This window comes from Psychrobacter sp. AOP22-C1-C5 (genome assembly GCF_052378885.1).
In the GTDB taxonomy this organism is placed as follows: Bacteria; Pseudomonadota; Gammaproteobacteria; order Pseudomonadales; family Moraxellaceae; genus Psychrobacter.
The window spans coordinates 109,212-130,979 of sequence record NZ_JBQSYC010000001.1 but is presented as its reverse complement, the minus strand read 5'-3'; the positions used below and the strand labels follow the sequence as shown (position 1 = coordinate 130,979).

The window sequence follows — 21,768 nt, the reverse complement described above, 5'->3', positions numbered from 1 at the left end:
AAGTTTCATAGAAAGTATGACAACCTAGCACTTTTTTACCTAGCCAAACACACGCCACAATATCCAGAACATTCCTAGCATAATCATAGCAATAACGAGCAGCCGCTTCATCCAGTAAGGCACAAGTGGTTTTTTATAACCCAAATCCTTGAGCCGGCTGTCAACGCCCGTTTGCAGTGTTTGAAATTCTTGACTCTGTTTGGTAGTTTTGACGCGGTTTTTTATTAATGGATCAGATTCGTCTTCATCAGGCTCTTGTTCTCTATCAAAACTGATAGCCTGATTAGGGATGCCTTGTTTGCTAGCAATGGTATTAAGCTTTTGCTGCTGTTGTACCTTTAGTTGTGTTTCGTAGGCGTCAATGCGTACCTTAGCCTCATCCATACTGATATTTTCATCGGCCGCCAGTGTCTTAATCGCCATCACCAAGTTGTTTTTTTCTATCATCATGATGACGGATCTTGGCAACTTAGGATTAGCGGGCTTTGAGCTTGGGTCAGAGTTAAACATGATTTTCCTTAGTGCCACAAAAGATATGAATATGGTTCGGTTTATTATAACCATTTTGCACACCTAACATCCAAGCAAAAAAATACCGCAATCATGATGATGACTGCGGTATTTTAATAGTAACTATCTTTGTTAGCATAGATGCCAATTTTTGATAAATTACAGGTCTTTCCAGCGCTGGATAGACTCTTTGATAACTTCTTTAGCTTCTGCTACGTCACCCCAAGATTCGACCACAGTCGTCCCAGCTTTTTTCAAATCTTTGTAATGGCTGAAATGGAACTCTAACTGGTTGATAAGCTGTTTTGGTAGATCATCTAAGCTGTTATAAGCGTTGCCTGTATCACGGTCATCAGCTGGTACGACAACAATCTTATCATCAACTTCGCCATCATCGACGAACTTCATCACACCAATGACTTTGGCTTTTAAGAAAACGCCTGTTGGTAGAGGCTGTTCAGTCAAAATTAACGCGTCAAGCTCATCACCATCTTCGTCAAGCGTTTGCGGGATAAAACCATAGTTGCAAGGCTTAGCAAAAATCTGTGGATCAACACGATCAAGCTCAAACACGGCCAATTCGCGATTCCATTCGATTTTATGGCTGCTACCAGTAGGAATTTCTACTACTACATTGATGATGCCGCCATCTACGTCGCCTGCGTCTAAAATTTTATTAAAGTCTGCCATGAAGTACTCCAATTTGCTTTTGTTTTGAATAATAAGTGATTGTTAGAGGGTTGAGCTGCGGGTACTGCAATATGATCGCTGTACCTCATTTTTTGTATCATTTGCGATTATAACAAGTTTGGCTTGAGTTTTGTCACAATGCTTAAGTCTAAGCGTGCACGATATTATGCAAAAAAAGACTCAAAGAGTTACTTTGGTGCTAGTGCTCGTAATTCAATCAATCCGGCATGCCGCTTGGCAATATTATCGATGAGCTTTTGGGTGACTTGTTCGTAGCTTAAAGAGTGACGCGTTTGCTGGCTGTTATTGTCGTCATTTGCATCGTCCTTTATATTGTCACTTACATCGCGATGCATCGCTACAAAGTCCGATAGGCGTAACATTTGCATGCCAGCATAACCGCAAGGATTGATGGCATTAAATGCTGATAAATCACAATCTAAATTAATTGCGATACCATGGTAACTAAAGCCGTGTTTGATCTTGAACCCGAGCGAGGCCATTTTGCCAAGCATAATCGTATTGTCAACAGAGACATTAGCAGCTGACATATCGGAATCAGTATGATTTTTTTCAGCCATATCAGCGTACAAGTAAACACCTGGCGCATCACGGCGGGCGCGGGCGCTGATATAAGCGCTGTCAGAAGATGTGGTATCGCGCAAGCACTCGTTAATCACATCTTCTATCGCTTGCTCAGCGTGAGAAACCAAATTGCGCACACTCCAGCTTAAGCTGTCCAAATCAAACACCCAATAAATAACGAGCTGACCATGACCGTGCCATGTCACTTGACCACCGCGATCGGTTTTGATGATAGGCGTGTTAGTCCGTTGCAAAATATGCTCTTCTTTACCCGCTTGTCCAAGGGTATAAACGTCATTGTGGTCAACGATCCATAATTCGTCGGGCGTACGCAGTCCCTGTTGTTTTTTTAAATCGATACGCGCTAGGGTGCGCGCCAGCATTGCATCAAGCGTAGGAACATAGTCGGCTGCTGACAGAGATTTACTGATAAGCGTGTCATTAAGCTGTTGCGTAGTGTTTGTCATGAGAAGGGTGATCTTATTATTGTCGGGTTTAAAAGTGCTTATTATCGATGTAAAGTGTAGCAGTTTTAGCGCGCCTCGCCCAAAACTCTTTCTTATGGCCTTTATTGATTTTCTCTTTTAACGCTTTGCTCCTAGGCTCTATAAGTGCTAATAAGAATAGAAAAATAGATGAATAAAGAACTTTAATATCAGGGTCTTAACGGTTTGGTAAACATGCGTCCGCTACAAACGCAATAGTCAGTTTAATGTGCTTTTCATTAGTCAGCCGATACGCTACATTAAAGTATTATGAATAGAGTATTACAAATATTTATGATTAGGAACTGTTATTAAAATCAGTGCCTGACTAGAAATATAGCGTCTTTCACCCAATGTAGACTATCAATGCCAATGCCCCTGACCATGCTTATAACAAGGAAGACACATGACCATCAACGACCAAAGCTTTCACGATCAGACCTTAACCGACACAGATTCTGCGCAGCGAACAGCACCCAAAGCATGTAGCATAGCAAACACTATCGATGAGATGCAGGCGCAATTTTTACACTTAAAAAACTTGAGTCGTACACAGCCGATAAATGACTGGGGCACGCGTGAAACTCAGTTGGACAGTCTAGAGGTCATGCTTAGCGACAACCAAGCAAGTTTTGCGAAAGCGATCAGCGCAGATTTTGGCTATCGTAGCGAGTCAGAAACCCAATTTGCCGAGCTGTTTCCTAGCTTTACTGGTATCAGTCATGCCAAAAAACACGGCAAAAAATGGATGAAGGCACAGCGCGTGTCTATTTCGGCTCTGTATAGGCCTGCCCATAACGAAATCCAGCCACAGCCGCTAGGCGTGGTCGGCATCATTGTCCCTTGGAACTATCCGCTGTACTTGGCCATAGCGCCGATGATTGATGCCCTCACCGCGGGCAATCGCGTCATGATTAAGATGAGTGAAGCTGCGCCAAAATTTGCTCAAACGTTTGCTGATGCAGTTGCTCATTATTTTTCACCAGATATGGTTTGTGTGGTACTGGGTGAGGTGGATATTGCAGCGGCCTTTAGTGAGTTGCCTTTCGATCATCTGCTTTACACAGGCTCTACGGCGGTAGGCAAAAAAATTATGGCAGCTGCGGCGCCCAATTTAACACCAGTGACACTTGAGCTTGGTGGTAAGTCCCCAGTTATTGTACTGGGTGATGCCAACTTAGAGACGGTGGTCAATCGTGTGATGATGGGCAAAACCTTGAATGCAGGTCAAACCTGTATTGCGCCTGACTATGTATTGGTTCAGCGTCAATATCATGAGCAGTTTATCGCTTTGGCAAAAGAGTGGATGAAAAAACATTATCCAAATATAGAAAACAATCCAGATTATTCGCGCATTATCAATGGCGGGCAATTTAAACGCGTACAGGGTTACTTAGATGCACTGTCAGGCGATGAGATTCATGCACTGACTGATGCTGAATCGAATATCGAAACCCGTCTTATGCCACCTGTTATTGTGAGCGATCCTGCCGCTGACAGTGACGTGATGCAAGAGGAGATTTTTGCTCCGATCTTGCCACTAATTCATTACGACACGTTGGATGAGGCCATTCATTTTGTGAACGCACGTCCACGTCCGTTGGCATTATATGTCTTTGGTGACAGTCATAGCGGCATAGAAAAAGTACGTAACCATACTGTCTCTGGTGGTCTATGTATCAATGAGGTAATTATGCATGTCGCGCAGCATGACTTACCGTTTGGCGGGGTTGGTGACTCAGGTACAGGCGCTTATCATGGTAAAGCAGGGTTTGAGCGCCTGAGCCATATGAAACCCATCTTTGTCCAAAACAAGCTAAATGGTATGAATCTGTTGCTGCCTCCTTATGGTGGCTTGTTTAAAAAAGCGATGGCAGTGTTTTTAAAATGATCGCTTTAAAGTCATTGTTTTAAAAACGGTATTTTTAATTTAATGCTTAAAAGTCAGTGTTCTAAGCTGATGGCATATCAGTTAACAGCATCTACTCAAGTAGGTGCTATTTTTTTGTCAAAAAATTTGACTTGGAAAAATTGTCAGGCTTAAGGGTTACTGTGTTATATGTGTTAAGGTTCAAAAATAGGTCTTACCAATTGACGAATAAGTCTCTATTATCAATAGTATAAATTATTACTTTTTATAACAGTCTCAACCAACTGCTGATGTCCGTTTAAAAAAATTTTCTAGTAATAGAAAGCATGGATTAGACCATATGAAGTAAGACAAGTGTTGCCAAAACTTGATTGATTTGGCAATGGGTTTACTACCGATAAAAATAATAAATAGGACATAGCATGCGCCAATGGATCGCGTTAACTTTACTGTGTATGAGTGCGTTGTTACTGCCCATATCAGCCTCTGCTGCTTGCGACACGCCGATTAAATTTGGCACGCTAACATGGGAGAGTGGGCAATTCACCTCTAGCATGCTCAAGTACATCGCTAAAGACGGCTATAACTGTACGGTTGAAGAAGTACCAGGCGCAGGGCCTGCGCTCGAGACCGCCTTGTCACAAAAAGATATCCAAGTCATCGGCGAGCAGTGGGTTGGTCGCTCTCCAATCATGGAACAAGCGCTTAAAGACAATAAAGTCGCAGTGATCGGTGACACATTAAAAGGCGGTGCCACCCAAGGTTGGTATGTTCCTAAGTACGTCTTAGAAGAAAACCCTGGTCTTCGCAGTTATCAAGATTTGCCTAAGTATGCTGAGTTATTTCAAGACCCTGAAAACCCTGGCAAGTCACGCTTTATGAACTGTCCGTCTGGTTGGGCATGTGAGGTTTTTAACACTCGTCTTCTCAAAAACACAGGTTTGGATCGCGTTTTTAACAATGCGCATCCTGGCACTGGCGCGGCGCTTGATGCTGAGATTGCTTCTGCCTTTGAGCAGCATAAGCCGCTGTTGTTTTATTATTGGCAGCCCACGGGGTTGATGGCAAAGTATGACTTTGCGCCATTAGAGTTTCCTGCCCATGATGACGCCTGTTGGCAAGATTTATTACGGGCGGATGGCACATCTGATTGCGTCTCTGGATTTCCAGTCTCTCCTTTAGGTATCGCGGTATCCACGCCGTTTCTTAAAACCAATCCTGAGCTGGCGGAAGTCTTCAAAAAAGTACAGCTGACCTCTGATGAGCTTAATGGTGCTATTTTGGAGATGAGTGAAAACAAACGCAGCGGAGAAGAGCAGGCGTTGGTATTTTTGCGTGAAAATCCAAACGTTTGGCAAGCATGGTTGTCGGATGAAGCGGCGACTAATCTTGCCGATAAATTGGGTATCAGCTTAACAGGCGCAGTGACCGATAACACTGGTGCCATTGATAACAGAGCAGTCAGTAACAGTCCATTGGGTCTGTCATCACGCTTTCCTTCATGGTCACTTGAGTCACCTCTCAATAATACATTAGCAAATGTCGTCCAAAATTATGGGGGTGTGTTTCGTACGATCAGTACGATGGCACTGACCTACTTATTACTACCTATTGAGCGTCTATTGACCGTCATTCCACCTTGGTTGATTATCGCACTTGTGTCTGTATTGGCTTGGTTTGGCGTCCGCAAAATTTGGTTTGCGCTGGCATGCGGGGCTGGGTTGTTCTTAATTGGTGCATTTGGGCTATGGGGCGCGTTGGTCGATACTTTGGCGTTACTTATCGTCTCAGTTTTTGTAACGGTCATTATTGGCATTCCCATTGGTATTGCCATGTCCGGCAGCAGGTTACTTCGTAGAATAGTCACACCTATATTGGATGTAATGCAGACCATGCCAAGCTTCGTATATCTAATACCAGTCTTGATGTTGTTTGGTATCGGTAAAGTGCCCGCGTTATTTGCCACCATTGTTTATGCATTGCCGCCGCTTATCCGTCTGACCATGCTTGGCATCACCCAAGTGAATCATGAAATGGTGGAAGCTGGGCGTTCATTTGGTAGTACGCATTTTCAGTTACTTATTTGGATTAAACTACCTCAAGCATTGCCAAGTATTATGGCGGGTATCAATCAGGCGGTAATGATGTCGCTTTCTATGGTGGTATTGGCGTCAATGATCGGGGCACCGGGTCTGGGTGAGGACGTATTGCAGTCAATACAAACGCTCAATATCGGTCAGGGTTTACAAGCGGGAACGGCCATTGTTATCGTCGCCATTATTATTGACCGTATCACGCAAGCATTTGGTCAAGGCAAACGCGCTCGGCAAAAGACCATTGATGCACGCAGACGTCCAATGGGTTAATAATCTGCTTAAAAGTAAAAGGCAATACCGTAAACCAATCACGAAAATGTTGCCTACCAAACCGTGCCCATAGTGAGAATAATAATGAATCACATCCAACTTGAGAATATTAGTAAAATTTACAATGCCAGTAGCTCACAAGCACAGGCAGCGTTAGCATTACTGGCAGAGGGTATGGACAGCGTCAAAGTAAAAGAGCAGACAGGGTATTCGGTTGGGCTTTATGATATCAATCTGGCGATCAAAGCAGGCGAGTTGCATTGTATTATGGGGTTATCAGGCTCGGGCAAATCGACATTGATACGTCACATCAATCGCTTGATTGATCCCACCAGTGGCAAGATATGGGTCGATACTTCTATTAATGCAAAAACTTCTACCAATACGAAAAATCCTATAAATGACGGTGAACCAATAGCTATTAGCGCGAATAAAAACCAGATGCCGCCAGATACGATAAACGTCTCAGAAGGTGGCAATTCATCTTCGGCTATTGATGTGTTGGGGCTTGACGACAAAGAGTTGCAACACTATCGTCAGCAAACGGTCAGTATGGTCTTTCAGCATTTTGGTTTAGTACCGCATATGACGGTCATACAAAACGTTGCTTATGGTTTGCGTGTGCGAAAAATGAGTATCAAGGAGCGACATGAAGTGGCTCGACATTGGCTAAATGAAGTTGGGCTTTCAAACTTGGAGCGTAGTTATCCTGATGAATTGTCAGGCGGTATGCAGCAGCGTGTGGGTTTGGCGCGAGCTTTGGCCACAGACAATCCAATTTTGCTAATGGATGAAGCGTTTTCTGCTCTTGATCCTCTCATTCGGGCGCAACTACAAGACCAATTGCTGGCGTTACAAGAGCGCTTGAATAAAACCATTGTGTTTATTACTCATGATATCGATGAAGCCGTCAAAGTAGGCCAACGTATCAGTATATTAAATGGAGGGCGCTTGATACAAACGGGCACGCCAATGGACTTGCGTCAAAACCCTGCGGATGATTATGTGGCACAATTTATGAGCACTAAAAGTTAATCCAAACCTTTTTAAATTCTGATTTCATTATTGGCTTATCTTTACTTACCTTTGGCTATCAATTGGAGTTATTTTTATTCAAAATTGATGGTAGTAAAGCCATTGTTTTTTATATCTTTTATCGCCATATACACCATTGTAAGTACGCATTAAAGGGTTGGTTATTTTCCTATATCACGACTCTTACGGCGTTGTTAAAAAAGTGTAGCGCCGCATTATAACTGTTAATATAAACTCCATCGTCGATGTATACTATTAAGATGGTCTAACGCACATAACTGTCTTAGTTTCATAACATTACCTTATACTAGCTTTCTGTCGAACCATCTCACCATTTTAACCGCCTTTGTTTTCACATAGCCAATAGCTATACAGTACGTTTATTTTCTAAAAATCTTATTTTAGCCGACAGCGTAATAAGATCATAAATGAATGCGCTTTTACACTCAGCATTATGGTCGCAAGACTTCGCAAAAAGGACATGTCATGCCAAATAAAAAACGTCGTAATAATAGCCGTATCAATGCTACTGAATCGGCAACAGATTCACCACGAGCCTCATCACGTTGGTTTAAAAATGCCAGTACATTTGGTGTGATGACAGTGTTGAGTGCAGGAATACTGGTTGCCTGTGGGCAAATGAGTAGTGCAGAGAGTAAAGCGAGTAGCAGCAACGGGAAGCAAAAAAGTGAGGCGATCAGTTCTCGCGATATGCTGCCTTCCGATATGCTCAAACAGATGCAAACATTGCCGCAATTGACAGAAGGTTTGGGTGATACGGGTGCGTCTGTGATAGATCCTAACAAACCAACCTTGGTGAAATTTTGGGCAAGCTGGTGTCCGCTCTGCTTGGGAACGCTTGAAGAAACAGAAGAGTGGCGTACTGATCCCAAATTTGCCGACTTGAATCTGGTCACTGTGGTAAGTCCTGGTCATCTGAATGAAAAAGAAGACGGCGACTTTAGTACTTGGTATGCAGGCGTCCAAGCGGACTATCCAAAGTTGCCTGTATTGTCTGATCCGTCAGGTGAGCTGATTAATAAGCTTGGTGTGCAGGTCTACCCAAGCTGGGCAATACTCGACAAAAACGGCAATTTGGTTCACTTGGTTAAAGGCAACATAACCGCTGAGCAAGCTTACGCCCTTGCTGAAAACGCCAACAATGACTTTGCTGAGCTTAAAGCTGGTAGTGCGAAGCCTGCAAACGCGCAAGCCTTAGACAACAATAATAAGATTGAAACCATTAAGGAAAAAGATGGCGTTTACTATAACGATAAAGGTAAAGCAATCAATACGCGCTCGATCTATTTGGCGGGCGGCTGCTTTTGGGGTGTGGAAGCCTACATGGAGCGGGTCGATGGCGTCGTAGATGCGGTATCGGGCTATGCCAATGGCGATACTGCCAATCCAAGCTACGAGCAAGTGATTCGCGGTTCAGGACATGCCGAAACTGTGAAAGTCACCTATGATGCGGATAAAATTGATCTTGATGCGCTTTTAAAATACTACTTCCGCGTTGTTGATCCGACCAGCTTAAATAAACAAGGTAACGATCGCGGCGTACAGTATCGTTCGGGGATTTATTATACTGATAAAGAAGACAAGGCTGTCATTGATGCCGCTCTCAAGCGAGTACAAAGCCAACACAAGCAAAAGGTAGTTGTGGAAAATGAGGCGCTAGATAACTTTTATCTAGCAGAAGCGTATCATCAAGATTATTTGGCGAAAAATCCAAATGGTTACTGCCATATTGATCTGAGCCTTGCCGCTGACAAACCTGAGGGCGCCGCACGGGTTAAGCTTGCACCTGTGAATACAGTTGCCGAAGCATTGGACCCCAAGCGTTATGCTGGTTTTGATAAAGGCGCTCTTAAAAACACACTGACTAAAGCACAATACAATATTACCCAAGATGCGGGTACTGAACGTGCTTTTAGTCATGAATATGATGATTTATTTGCCCCTGGTATTTATGTCGATGTGGTAAGCGGTGAGCCTCTGTTTTTATCGACCGATAAATACCAATCAGGTTGCGGCTGGCCAAGCTTTACTAAGCCGATTGACATGCAAGTGATTACTCAACACGAAGACAAAGCATTTAACATGGTACGCACTGAGGTGCGCTCACGAGTCGCAGACTCGCATCTGGGTCATGTATTCCCTGATGGTCCAAAAGATCGTGGTGGTCTGCGTTACTGTATCAATGGCGGGGCGCTCCAATTTATCCCCGTGGACGTGATGCCGCAGTCAGGTTATGCGCCATTGGTCAAACTGGTTAAATCTTAATTGCTTTAGCATGTTATAAGATAAAAAGTACAGTAATCCTGATAAAAAAGACGTTAAGGTTCTCTTAGCGTCTTTTTTTATTTTATTCAAGAGGAACGAGCTCTAAATAAAATGAGTGCAAAGATTGTAACGCGCTACTGGGATAAATTTTGCTTGCTTGCTATGCCTGCGCAGACCGAGGCTACGCAAAATTTATCTCAATAGCGATGCATTTATTTTATAGGGGATCGTCTGTATCGATAAAAACGCAACCATCGTAGTAATTTTGCTGCAATCAAAAGCGATTTCTGAAATAAACAGCAAACTTCGCTATACTTGACGGTTTATTGTGTGCTCATTGTTGATGAGTACTCACATTTTTCGTCATAGATTATGTCGCTTTGAGTATTAGATGACGTTTATTTCTTATTTTTGCGTTTTTTAAGGCCATAGTATGACCGTTCCTTATGCACCTATTATTACCTCACTACTCGATAATGATTTGTATAAATTTACCATGCTGCAAGCCATGCTACATCAGTTCCCGCAAACGCATGGTGTCTATCGCTTCCGCTGTCGTAATAATGCAGACACGGTCTATCCGTTAGCCGATATTAAAGAACAACTTGAAAAGCAATTAGACAGCTTATGTGAGCTGCGTTTTTTAGAAGATGAGCTTGAGTATTTGCGTGGGCTGCGCTTTATGCGTTCTGACTTTGTGGATTATCTTGAGCTGTTCAAGCTAAAGCGCCGTTTTATCACTGTCAGTACGGATGATAAAAACCGCCTTTCTATCGATATTGAAGGTCCGATGATTCAGGCCATGTTCTTTGAAGTATTTGTATTGTCTATAGTTAATGAGCTTTACTTTAGGGCATTATCAAATACAGATGTGATTGAAGAAGGGCAACGTAGGCTTGATGAAAAAGTCGCATTGTTGCATCACTATGCTACAGAGCAAGCAAAATATGGCTGCGACACACCTCCGTTTATCGTTGCCGATTTTGGTACGCGTAGACGTTTCAGTAAAGATTGGCAAGCTCACGTGGTTGAGACCTTGTACAAAGCTGAACCTAAAGTCGTCAGTGGCACGTCAAACGTTTATTTGGCAAAAAAGCTTGGCATGACACCAATTGGCACCATGGCGCATGAGTTCATGCAGGCTTTTCAGGCATTAGACGTACGTTTGCGTGACTCTCAAAAAGCGGCGCTCGAGTCGTGGGTGCATGAGTACCGCGGTGACTTGGGGATTGCACTGACTGATGTCGTTGGGATGGATGCGTTCTTACGCGATTTTGATTTGTATTTTGCCAAGCTTTTTGATGGCTTGCGTCATGACAGCGGCGACCCCTATGTTTGGGGTGATAAAGCCATTGGTCATTATGAAAAACTAAAGATAGACCCTAAGACCAAACTTCTGACCTTTAGCGATGGCTTAGATCTTGAAAAGGCATGGGAGCTACATCAATACTTCCAAGGGCGTATTAAAACCAGCTTCGGTATTGGCACCAATCTCACTAATGATATGGGGCTTACACCGATTAATATCGTTCTAAAATTGGTCGAGTGCAATGGGCAACCAGTCGCAAAACTGTCTGATAGCCCAGGCAAGACCATGATCAACAACGACACGTATCTTGCCTATCTGCGTCAAGTTTTTGAAGTTGATGAGCCTGAATAAAGCGCATCTAGCTTGTGCTATTGTCGCCTTTATTTTCTTCGGCGAACGCGGCATCTAACGCTTGCTGTACGGCGTTAATACGGGTCTCGCAAACGCGATAAGCGGCAATTGATTCTTCGACAGTGGTCATTAAGTTGTCAATATCAGGCTCGTCTTGTTGTTGTAGTTCAGCTGCATTGGTTTTTAGAATGTCATAAGCCGCCTTAAAGGTTTTTGGGGCGGCTTTTTTGCGTTTGCGAGTAGCGGTTGTCATAGCGTGTCCTAAGTTTCAAAACAGTGTTAAATAAAAAAGTGAATAGATATTTGCTAGGTGATCAAATAGTGTGATTAATCGTACTTGGCTTTAAATAGGTTATAAGGTTTTTACATCGACAATCTGTGCCTTTGCTTTACCATCTTTTAAGACAATATGAATGGTCTGTTCGGGATAAAGCTGGAGGCTGCTGGTAAGTATTTGTTTGCCGTTTTCATCAGTGAGCATGGTGTAGCCTTGCTTAAGCACACGAGACGGTCGATGTAATAGCACAATGTCCCGCAGATGTTCGCTGTCACGCTGTGCTTGTATCAGTTGCTGCTGAGTACTTTGTCGAATGGTTTTTTGGTGATTTTTACTATAAGTCGACGCAATGGACAACTGCTGATAAGCGGAGGCTTGAATTTGCGTGTTTAGCTCAGCGCTTTGTCTGGCTGCTTGCTTGACTTGGCGCTGAGCGCTTTGTTGAATACTTTGCCATGCATAGTCGCTATCTTTTTGTAATGCTGTTAATTGACTAATCGTTTGCGACTGTACTTGACTTAACTGACGTGTGGTTTGTTGTTCTGCAATATTGAGCTGACGCTGGGCCGCTTGTTTGATCTGCGCTTGATAATATAGTGTCTGAGCAACCAGCTGTGCCAAATGACTGCTGATCGCTGCTATGACCTTTGATGGCGTATCAAAGCTGGTGTGCGCCACTTCATCCAAGATGACTTTATCCCGCTCATGACCAATACCAACCCAGACAGGGATAGGCTGCTCTGCGACTAAAGCGGCGAGTTCATAATCATTGAGATAAGCCAAGTCACCAACGGCACCACCGCCGCGAATAATCACCAACAAGTCTGGTAGACTTTGATAAGTATTATAAAACTGCTGCTGGGCCGTGACAATGGCCTCACGTATCTCAGCAGGCGCATGATTGCCCTGAAATGTCGCACTATGGTAATGAAAATGACAAGCGCCTGTACTTGCTAAGCGATCCGCATCGGCTTGAAAGTCTCCCAGTCCTGCCGCTTTTTCAGGAGCGATGACTAAGACATGTTCGATATCAAAAGGAGCGGGCAGTTGCTGATTGAGGTGTAACAATCCTTCACCCGTTAAACGGTCAACCATTTGCGCATATTGGCGTGCTAAGTCTCCTAACGTATAGCTAGGATCAATGTCCTCAATGGTGAGTGAGAAGCCATATTGCGCATGAAAACCTGCTGATACTTTAAGTAACACCGTCAAGTCGCGATCGAGCGGCATACCCGTTGCGCGTTCAAACTTTGACAAGACGCGTGCCGCTTTAAAACGCCAAAGGTTGCCACGACAGCTGGCGACGACTTTGCCATCGTCATCTTTTTCTGCCAATTCAAAATAATAATGACCACCTTTGCTTGATAGGTTGCGAATCTCAGCCTTTACCCATACGCGGTGATCAAAGGTTTTTTTAATGACCATATCGACTGCCGATAGATAATCACTCAAACGCAGAACTGTGTTTTCCAAATGGTCTTCTTGCTCAGCCAATTCAGCCTCTAAAGTCGCCAAGTCTTTGGCAGGCGTCAATACTTTAGCTTGTTTAACATTTGAGAGATTGGGTTTACGCATAATATAAGACCGAAGTAAGTAACGCTAAAAAATTGGTTAAGGCGTAAGGAGCTGGTTAGAACAAGTGAAACTATAGATAGCGTAGTTTAACTCAAAAATTCCAACACAAAAAGTAAAGCCGACAAGCAGCGAGAGAATATCTCACGCAAACTTGTCGGCTACAAAGGATATATCCGTTACAAACTGTCTAGTCGTTCGGTTAATCGGTATCAATAAACAATCGAAATAGAGTGTACCGTAAACGATTCCGATTCACTATTTATCGACAATACGAGTTATTAATATTACTGGCAACGGAAGCTAATCGTGTATTCGTAGTCATCTTTGCGTGACAAGTCTGGTGAGCCAGTACCAAAAATCGAGCCAACAACTGCACCAACTTGACCAACCATACGTCCCGTACGCTCATCCAAAATACCATTATACTTTACAGTGTCATTGACGATAATGACTTGTTTGCTTCGGCAAGTTTTTTGCGCACTGTCTATCGCATTTTGCTGTGCTTTAACTTTGGTGTCTGCGATACCAGTCGTCTCATAAGTAGAGTTGGCACGCTGGATAACAGGCGATGAAGGTGTGCTTTGGCAAGCACTCAAGGCAAGTGCCGCTGCCAAAGTAGCTGTTAACGTAGCAGTTTTATTAAAAGTAATCATAAGGGATTCCTAATGTTGGTAAATTGTCCATAAAAGCTAAGCAAATACTGCGTCAGCACGATACTGGAGTACTTAACACGCCTTTTTGCAAATAACACGAACTGAATCTAACCCATTCGCCCCATAAGTGTCTAGGCGGTTATTGTGTTCTATATTGTCGCAACCTTGCAGATCAACCTGTCATATTGACACAGCAAATGACTTGAAATATAAACCATATCTAGGATAATTGACGGATTCATTCTTAATTAGTAAGTAACTTTATGCAATTGATTCCTGCTCCTGCTGGCGTGCTCGAAGTCGACGCACTGTGGCAACAAAACAATCCCAATGACCCAAACACCGATACAGTGGCGCTGCTTTGCCATCCCAATCCCTTATTTGACGGTACGATGAATAATAAAGTGGTCACGACCATGTATCGTTTTGCCCGTGATAGTGGCATGCATGTGGTACGCTTTAATTTTCGCGGTGTAGGCCAGTCAACGGGCGAGCATGATTATGCTGAAGGTGAGGTAGTGGACGCCATGACCGTGCTACAATGGATTGCTGAACAAACCAATGCCCGCAAACTATGGCTTGGTGGTTTTTCGTTTGGTGGATATGTGACAGCGCGCGTGGCTGAGCAAGTACTTGAAGCTTCTCACATATGGGGTGTTAGTGATTTTGAAATATCCAAGATTGCTCTGATTGCTCCGTCTGTTGAAAAGAACGACAGCAGTGACATAAGCCTGCCCGCGGATAAGACCTTTGAGATTTATGGCAATGCTGATGAAGTCATCGATCCTAAAAACATGCAGGCATTCGCTGAACAATTGGGCATTGCTGTCAGTGTAGTGGATGGCGCTGGGCACTTTTTTCATGGCCGCTTGTCAGAGCTTAAAGAGCTATTAGAAAAACACAGTTTTGGTAGCGAGACGTAGTTTTATTTATTAGCTTATATTTGATCCTAGTATAAGAAATTATCCAATTTATTTAATTTCGTATTTTAATATTCATTTTATCTAATGATGAGTCGTATTATGAGTTTATCTCCATTGCAACGTTACGAGCAAGCCGTCAGTACGGATGAGTTTACTCAAGATGAGCAGCAATTTAAGGCCATGAGCTATCTTGATGAGATTTACCATCAGCTCATCAATAGTGCGCCACAAAAAAAGGGCTTCTTTAGCTTTTTGAAGGCGAAGCCTACCGCGCCAAAAGGCTTGTACATGTGGGGAGGTGTGGGCCGTGGTAAGACATGGATGATGGATATGTTTTATGATTCTCTAACGATTGATCGCAAAATGCGTCTACATTTTCATCACTTTATGCAGCGCGTCCATCAAGAGCTAAATAAGCTGCAAGGTGAAAGTGATCCATTAGAGAAAGTTGCTGATATTATTCATGAAGAAGCGGTCCTCATCTGTTTTGATGAGTTTTTTGTTTCCAACGTCTCTGACGCCATGATTTTAGGCGATTTATTTACCATGTTGTTCAATCGTGGTATTACGCTGGTTGCCACCTCAAACATTGAACCATCAGGATTGTATAAGGATGGGTTGCATCGTGATCGCTTTTTACCCGCCATTGCGGAAGTTGAGCGTCATACAACAGTGATGAATATTGACTCAGGCATTGACTATCGTCTGCGTGTTTTGCAGCAAGCAGAATTGTACGAAGCGCCTTTAACCAAAGGCAATCACCATTGGTTAGCCAACCGTTTCGCCAGTTTGTCTAATAATCAAAAGGTCAGTCATGATCCTATTACCATCAATGGTCGTGAAATCAAGATTAACGCGCGTACAGAAGACATTTTATTTTGCGACTTTCGCCATCTATGTATGGAGCCGCGTTCTGCATCCGATTTTATTGAAATCGCTAAACAGTTCAATACGGTATTAGTGAATTCAGTACCTGCATTAGATGACGATTTACGTGATCCCACACGCCGTTTTATCTACTTGGTGGATGAGTTTTATGATCGCCGTGTAAAGCTGCTGGTTCGAGCAGAACAGTCAATACTGGATCTGTATCAAGGGGAAAAGCTGGCGTTTGAGATTGAACGTACACGCTCGCGCTTACTTGAGATGCAATCGGAAGATTATCTACGAATGGCGCACCGTGTCGGAGATGCAGCATAGTAAATCGTAAATGGCTTTTAACATCAATTGCCAAAACTGAATGTTCTTATACATGCAGTTTTTAGTAGTGATTGATAATGAATAACAAGTAAAGATAGATTTTTATATAAAACAATAGCAACAGATAATAATAAATAAGGAACGATGATGACGGTATCTAACGACAATAATGAAGTGCAAGACGACGAAAAACTGACTGTTGAAAATAGCACGACTGATAACTTACCCTTAGCAGCTGAAACGCTGATCGACTGGATTAACTCGAGACGCAGTATGGGTAATTTGGATACGCCTGCGCCGACTCGTGACCAAATCAAGGCAGCCATTGAATGCGCAGCAACCGCGCCCGATCATAAAAAACTGCGTCCTTGGCGTTTTATCGTAACAGAAGGGGACGCACGTCATGAATTTGGTCACGCATTGGTTAAAGCTGCCAAAGCAAAGGCAAAGCAAGAGGGAGAGACGTTGTCTGAAAAAGACATCAGAAAAACCCAGACTATGCCGTTACGAGCGCCTGTCATTATCACTGTTGTGACGAAAATGCAGGCGCACAAAAAGGTCCCGCCTTTTGAACAGATGCTAAGTGCAGGTTCGGCTGTACAAAACCTAATTTTGGCGTTAAAGGCACAAGGCTTTTGTACCGTATGGCGTACAGGACTGCTGTGTAATGAACCCGCTGTAAAAGCCTATTTTAATGTTGGTTCAGATGATTATGTAACGGCTTTTGTTTATACTGGTACCAGTCCGAAAAGTGAACCCTCGCGTAAACCTATTGATATCGAGTCATTAGTACGATTTGAGTCATAGAATAGATAAGCGCGGCTGAACAAGTGAAATTGTCATTTAAAAAGACAGTGAGTCTTAGCAGCCAAATTATGATACATTTTATTAATAATCAGTCAGTCAACACGGATAAAAGAACATGGCCAGCCCTAAAGATAGCAATAAAGACATTGGTAATGATGACAGTGAGAAAGATAGAAATGCGCCTGAGAAACAAAACAGTCTGCTAGTAGGCATCATCGAACGTGCAACCAAAGCAGGGATTGGACGTAAAAAGCTAAATCCTAGTGCGGTAGAATCAGCCGTTGCAAAAAACATGGCAGAGATTCACAGTAATCCGACCAAGCTGCGTTTGGCATTTTTGGGTGGGGGCAGTTTTGGTACGGCAATGGCGAATTTGGCTGCGCGAAATGGATGTGATACCACGCTGTGGGTACGTAATAAGCGTACAGTAAAGGCGATGGTAAAGACTCAGACCAACAAAAAATATTTGCCTGGGTTTAAACTTGATGACCGTTTGAAGTATAGTCATGACTTGGCTGCGACTGTAAAAGATAAAGACATTGTGTTTATCGCTGTGCCTGGGCTGGCTTTCCGTGAGACTTTAAAAAGCATCGCGCCTTTTATAAGTGGTCAGTCTATCGTGTCATTGACTAAAGGAATGGAAAAAGATACGTTTGCCTTGATGAGTGACATTATCAAGGACGAGTTGCCAGAGGTGAATTTTGGTGTGATGTCTGGACCAAACCTTGCTATCGAGATCATGAAAAACATGCCATCGGCGACCGTTATTGCTAGCGAGTCTGAGCCACTGCGTCATGCAGTACAGGCCGCGCTACACAGTGCCTTCTTTCGAGTATTTGCCAGCGATGATGTGAAAGGCGTTGAGCTTGGCGGCGCACTCAAAAATATTTATGCGATTGCAATGGGAATGGCTGCTGCTTATGATGTAGGCGAGAATACCAAAGCGATGATACTGACGCGTGCCTTGGCAGAGATGAGTCGTTTTGGGGTGGAAGCGGGCGCAAATCCACTGACCTTCTTGGGATTGTCAGGCGTTGGGGATTTATATGCCACTTGTAGTTCAGAATTAAGCCGTAACTATCGTATTGGTACTATGCTAGGCCGTGGTATGAATATCGATGCGGCAGTAAAAAAACTTGGTCAAACCGCTGAAGGTGTTAATACCATTCAACAGGTACATGAAAAAGCCACCAAAGACGGCATCTATATGCCCATTACGCATGCCCTTTATGCTGTTATTTATGAAGACAAGGCAGCACTAGGTGTGGCGCTACATTTGATGGAAGCAGGCTTCCGCAGCGATGTCGAATTTGTCATGGCGCATGATCACAGTAATGCAGCGTTAACGGCTCAAATGCGAACGTCAAACCATAGCACTGAAGATCAAAATACTGAAGAGCAAAGTGTTGAAGAAACTAGTCCTAAAGATAACGATAGCAATGCTGACCAAAAGTAAAACAGTAGATATCAATGAAGCACTGTTTTTTACGTATAAGTAAAGTCAAACAACATTAAAGCCCCATAGCAAAAGCCTGTGCAAAAAAAGGCTGACGAGGACGGTTATGAAAATTATATTAGTACGTCATGGTCAAGCAGAAGACGAGACACGTCCAGACAGCGCCCGTCAGTTGACTGACTTTGGCCAACAGCAAGCGGCGCAAACCGCAGAATATGTAGCGACTCACTACCAGCCAGATTATTTTTTAGTGAGTCCTTATGATCGTGCGCAGCAAACATTGGCAGCGTTTCAATCACGCCTGCCAAAGGTACCCGCGGCTGTACAGGAAAATATCACACCTTCTGATGATGCTCGTAAGGCTTTGATAGATATTGCCGATATAGAAGCAGAGTGTCTTGTGGTGGTTTGTCATATGTCTATCGTTGCCAATATCGCTGGGTTATTGACGGGTGATTACCCTGAGTCGTTCTCTTTGGCAGAAGCTCGCGTGTTTGAGATGGAATTTGTTATGAGCGGTATGGCAAAAGAAATTGATCGTTTTGTGCCTGATCAGCCATACTAAAGGCGATAGTACTTCTATAACAGCTTTAATAATTAAGGACACGCTTAGTGTTACATGTTTGGTTACGAGCGCAGCATAGCCCGCTAGCTGTCTGGCATGACGATGTACAACAATGGCAAACAGTTGATGGGTGGCAACAGCTGCAAGCCATTTATGGAAGCTATAAAGCCAATGCTCAAAAGACATTGTGTCTATACTTTCCTTCAAGTCATGTCTTACAAGTAGACACTGAATTTAATAGCGCTCAGCTAAAGCAATTGGGCAATACTGGCAAGCAGTATCTGTTTGAAGAGATGTCGCTTACGCCTGTGGAGCAATTGGCTATTCGCCAAATTAGTCATGCTGATCGTCATCAATTGTATGCCTTAGCGCAAAGCGATATCGAATCATGGCAACAAAGCGCCAAACTTGCTGGCATGACAATCACGGCACTCCTTCCTGACTTTTTATTGTTGCCAACGCCAGAAGAGGGCGCAGGTCAGCAAGTGACCCTCTATCAAGATACGCAAACCATGCTACTGCGGCAATCCTTACGTCAGGGTATGGCAGTCAGCTACTTGCCATTAATTTTTGAGCGTTTCCCGCATCTGGGTGAAGTTCATATAGTGCCGCCCATAGTGTCTTTTAGTGAGACGTCAGCTCAGTCTGCCAGTAGTAGTTTTACGGACACGCTTAATGAGACTATAGAGCCCAATAGTATTGATCTACAAAAATCGTCAACGCCCAACGATTTTATGGCGCAAACCTCAGCACTTATCACTGATCATCAATTGCTGTTGACCACTTTGGCAACGACGCCAAAACCTGTTGAAAATCCTGACCGTCATGCGCTAAATTTCTTTATCAAATCAACTGATTCGCAGTTGTCACCGTATCTTCGTGTAGCCATGATGGTGGCATTATCAGCCTTAGTACTGCAAATGGCGACCGATGGCGTACAATGGTATCAGTACAATGCAGCAGTAACCGAAACCAAGAGTGAGATTGCTAGGCAGTATCAATCTTGGTTTGCTGATGAGCCGTTAAGTGCTCGTACTAAGCTGCAAGTGCAATTGCAACCCAAGCTACGTAGTGATAGCCAAGCGCCTGCCTCACATATGGCAGTATTGGCTCGGATATCACCATTAATTAAACAGTCCTCATTGCGTGCGCAAGCGTTGGTTATGCAGCCATCCTCGCTCAGCTTTACCTTAACTGCGCCTGATCGAGGTAGTCTTGATCAATTTACTAGCACATTGACCGCGCAGGGATTGAATGCCAAGCTCGAGCAGGTAAATGGCAATGAGCAAGGGCAGTTTAGTGGCCAAGTTACAGTCGATGTGGTAGAAAACAATGTCACAGCAAGCAACGATACGCAGACAAATACAGCGGCATCATAATCTATTAGCTATTGAAGTAATGGTGAACAAGGTCAAAAAATGAAACGATTACAACGTCGCTTTAAACGTAACAAAGTCACTTCTGAGGTTAGCCGTGATATTGAGACCAATGTGCTCTCAAAGCGTATGAACCGTTTTCAAAGTGTTATGGCATCGCGCTGGCAGGCCTTGTCCTCACGCGATCAGTTGGCATTGGCCGTTTTGTCCGCATTTTTACTATTATTTATTGGTGGCTATGGTGGTTATAGTATTCATCAAGCGGCAAACCAAAGTAAAAACAACTATCAAGAGCAAGTGGCTGATTATTTTTGGTTACGCGCACAAGCTGGTAATATCGATAGTAATGCGATGCAAGCTACTAGTACGGCTGATGGTGAAGCAGCAATGCCTCCTGCCAACAGTGTCAGTGCATTATTGAACAACTCAGGTATTGCAGACGCTCAAGTAGTAGCAGCTGGCGATGCTGTACAATTGAGCTTTAATCATGCCAGCCAAGCTGTAGTCAGTGCGGCGCTTGGTAAACTTGAACAGCAAGGTTGGCAGTTTACTCAGCTATCTATGCAGCAAGACCCATCAAATAAATCTATTCAAGTGCAAGCGACCGTTACTTCATAACGTTATCTTCTATGGCAACGACTATGTCTTTATCAAATTCGTATAGAACAAATGCTTGAGACATCGCTTGTTATGGGTGTTGTTGAAAAACCATTAGTCTGGCACAATCAAAGAGCTATTAGTCACTGTCAGATATGGACATTTATAATGAATCATTCTCCTGAACGCAAATCTGATGAGCATACACGTCAGCAGACTCGAACTGCTGACCCTCATTATCGTGAGTCTGTTGGTACAATGTCAGATTATGAGCTTGCCCAACAAGGAAAGCACAACACGATGAGCGACACCAAACGCCGTTCTTTAATCACTTACAATCATATTACGTACTTTTTATATGTGATCAGCTATTTTACGGCCGGTTTGCTCTGGATTGTGCCAATTGTAATGAACTACATAAAGCGTCATGATGCGGATGGCTCGTGGCTGGCCACACATTTCGATTGGCAGATTAAGACCTTTTGGTACAGTATCGTCTGGTTTTTTATAGGCGTTACAATCGTTGCCTTTGCGTTAGGCGGGGTTGGCGTGAGTGTCTTGACCGATAGCGATGGCTTGGTCATTGGCTCAGTATTATTGGCAGGATTTGGTCTGCTTATTTTGACCTTTACTTTTATTTGGCATCTTTACCGCGTGGTACGAGGCTGGATAGCGTTGACTGATAATCGTCCTGTGCCTTAGTCTTGTCTGTACCGTAATCTTGCTCATATTTGGGCCTTGATATAAGACTTGTCTTGTATAGATGGTTTGTATTGACAGACTGGCTTGCCTTTTTACCCGAAGAAACTGCAAGCTTTGATAACTATTTAATCCCGATTCATATTGCCCGAT

19 protein-coding genes are annotated in these 21,768 nt (G+C 43.5%); 13 read left to right on the top strand and 6 right to left on the bottom strand.

Translation table 11 applies throughout. From position 1 onward, the window contains the following. Positions 1-39: 39 nt before the first annotated feature. From ACT3TH_RS00500 to lipB, 3 genes are all read right to left on the bottom strand, one after another. Positions 40-510 (bottom strand): hypothetical protein, encoded by a 471-nt coding sequence (locus ACT3TH_RS00500; RefSeq protein WP_444753903.1) that lies wholly within the window; start codon positions 508-510, stop codon positions 40-42. A gap of 159 nt (positions 511-669) precedes the next feature. Further along, a complete protein-coding gene (locus ACT3TH_RS00495) occupies positions 670-1,200 on the bottom strand; it encodes an inorganic diphosphatase (RefSeq protein ID WP_444753902.1) in 531 nt (176 codons plus the stop codon). Positions 1,201-1,388: 188 nt separating this feature from the next. Beyond that, on the bottom strand, positions 1,389-2,168 hold the full coding sequence (gene lipB / locus ACT3TH_RS00490) for a lipoyl(octanoyl) transferase LipB (protein ID WP_444754261.1): 780 nt from the start codon (positions 2,166-2,168) through the stop codon (positions 1,389-1,391). Positions 2,169-2,676: 508 nt separating this feature from the next. On the opposite strand from lipB, the gene ACT3TH_RS00485 reads away from it, so the two are divergent. The 5 genes from ACT3TH_RS00485 (at position 2,677) to pncB (ending at position 11,487) form a co-directional block, all read left to right on the top strand. Next, positions 2,677-4,161 (top strand): coniferyl aldehyde dehydrogenase, encoded by a 1,485-nt coding sequence (locus ACT3TH_RS00485; protein ID WP_444753901.1) that lies wholly within the window; start codon positions 2,677-2,679, stop codon positions 4,159-4,161. A 401-nt stretch (positions 4,162-4,562) separates the two neighbouring features. Next, a complete protein-coding gene (locus ACT3TH_RS00480) occupies positions 4,563-6,506 on the top strand; it encodes a glycine betaine ABC transporter substrate-binding protein (protein ID WP_444753900.1) in 1,944 nt (647 codons plus the stop codon). An 84-nt stretch (positions 6,507-6,590) separates the two neighbouring features. Continuing rightward, a complete protein-coding gene (locus ACT3TH_RS00475; RefSeq protein WP_444753899.1) occupies positions 6,591-7,541 on the top strand; it encodes an ATP-binding cassette domain-containing protein in 951 nt (316 codons plus the stop codon). A 486-nt stretch (positions 7,542-8,027) separates the two neighbouring features. After that, positions 8,028-9,827 carry a bifunctional peptide-methionine (S)-S-oxide reductase MsrA/peptide-methionine (R)-S-oxide reductase MsrB gene (msrAB, locus tag ACT3TH_RS00470; protein WP_444753898.1) on the top strand — a complete coding sequence of 600 codons (1,800 nt, stop codon included), beginning with the start codon at positions 8,028-8,030 and terminating at the stop codon, positions 9,825-9,827. Positions 9,828-10,260: 433 nt separating this feature from the next. Next, on the top strand, positions 10,261-11,487 hold the full coding sequence (gene pncB / locus ACT3TH_RS00465) for a nicotinate phosphoribosyltransferase (protein WP_444753897.1): 1,227 nt from the start codon (positions 10,261-10,263) through the stop codon (positions 11,485-11,487). A gap of 7 nt (positions 11,488-11,494) precedes the next feature. Here the strand turns inward: pncB and xseB are convergent, their stop codons facing one another. From xseB to ACT3TH_RS00450, 3 genes are all read right to left on the bottom strand, one after another. Next, positions 11,495-11,740, bottom strand: coding sequence for an exodeoxyribonuclease VII small subunit (gene xseB, locus ACT3TH_RS00460; protein ID WP_444753896.1), 246 nt, complete (start codon positions 11,738-11,740; stop codon positions 11,495-11,497). 99 nt (positions 11,741-11,839) lie between these two features. Further along, on the bottom strand, positions 11,840-13,339 hold the full coding sequence (gene xseA, locus ACT3TH_RS00455; RefSeq protein ID WP_444753895.1) for an exodeoxyribonuclease VII large subunit: 1,500 nt from the start codon (positions 13,337-13,339) through the stop codon (positions 11,840-11,842). 284 nt (positions 13,340-13,623) lie between these two features. Beyond that, positions 13,624-13,992, bottom strand: a complete 369-nt coding sequence (locus ACT3TH_RS00450) for a hypothetical protein (protein ID WP_444753894.1) — start codon at positions 13,990-13,992, stop codon at positions 13,624-13,626. 263 nt (positions 13,993-14,255) lie between these two features. On the opposite strand from ACT3TH_RS00450, the gene ACT3TH_RS00445 reads away from it, so the two are divergent. The 8 genes from ACT3TH_RS00445 to ACT3TH_RS00410 all read left to right on the top strand — a co-directional run bounded on the left by ACT3TH_RS00445 (position 14,256) and on the right by ACT3TH_RS00410 (position 21,618). Further along, a complete protein-coding gene (locus tag ACT3TH_RS00445; RefSeq protein WP_444753893.1) occupies positions 14,256-14,915 on the top strand; it encodes an alpha/beta hydrolase in 660 nt (219 codons plus the stop codon). A gap of 99 nt (positions 14,916-15,014) precedes the next feature. After that, positions 15,015-16,115, top strand: a complete 1,101-nt coding sequence (gene zapE / locus ACT3TH_RS00440; RefSeq protein WP_444753892.1) for a cell division protein ZapE — start codon at positions 15,015-15,017, stop codon at positions 16,113-16,115. A 147-nt stretch (positions 16,116-16,262) separates the two neighbouring features. Then, positions 16,263-16,922 (top strand): nitroreductase family protein, encoded by a 660-nt coding sequence (locus ACT3TH_RS00435; protein ID WP_444753891.1) that lies wholly within the window; start codon positions 16,263-16,265, stop codon positions 16,920-16,922. Positions 16,923-17,037: 115 nt separating this feature from the next. Beyond that, on the top strand, positions 17,038-18,378 hold the full coding sequence (locus ACT3TH_RS00430) for an NAD(P)H-dependent glycerol-3-phosphate dehydrogenase (RefSeq protein ID WP_444753890.1): 1,341 nt from the start codon (positions 17,038-17,040) through the stop codon (positions 18,376-18,378). 106 nt (positions 18,379-18,484) lie between these two features. Then, a complete protein-coding gene (locus tag ACT3TH_RS00425; RefSeq protein ID WP_444753889.1) occupies positions 18,485-18,943 on the top strand; it encodes a SixA phosphatase family protein in 459 nt (152 codons plus the stop codon). Between the two features lie 47 nt (positions 18,944-18,990). After that, positions 18,991-20,322 carry a type II secretion system protein GspL gene (gene gspL / locus ACT3TH_RS00420; protein ID WP_444753888.1) on the top strand — a complete coding sequence of 444 codons (1,332 nt, stop codon included), beginning with the start codon at positions 18,991-18,993 and terminating at the stop codon, positions 20,320-20,322. 39 nt (positions 20,323-20,361) lie between these two features. Continuing rightward, positions 20,362-20,937 (top strand): type II secretion system protein GspM, encoded by a 576-nt coding sequence (gene gspM, locus ACT3TH_RS00415; RefSeq protein ID WP_444753887.1) that lies wholly within the window; start codon positions 20,362-20,364, stop codon positions 20,935-20,937. A gap of 147 nt (positions 20,938-21,084) precedes the next feature. Further along, entirely contained in the window at positions 21,085-21,618 is a 534-nt protein-coding gene (locus tag ACT3TH_RS00410; RefSeq protein WP_444753886.1) for a DUF4870 family protein, read from the top strand. Positions 21,619-21,768 lie beyond the last annotated feature (150 nt).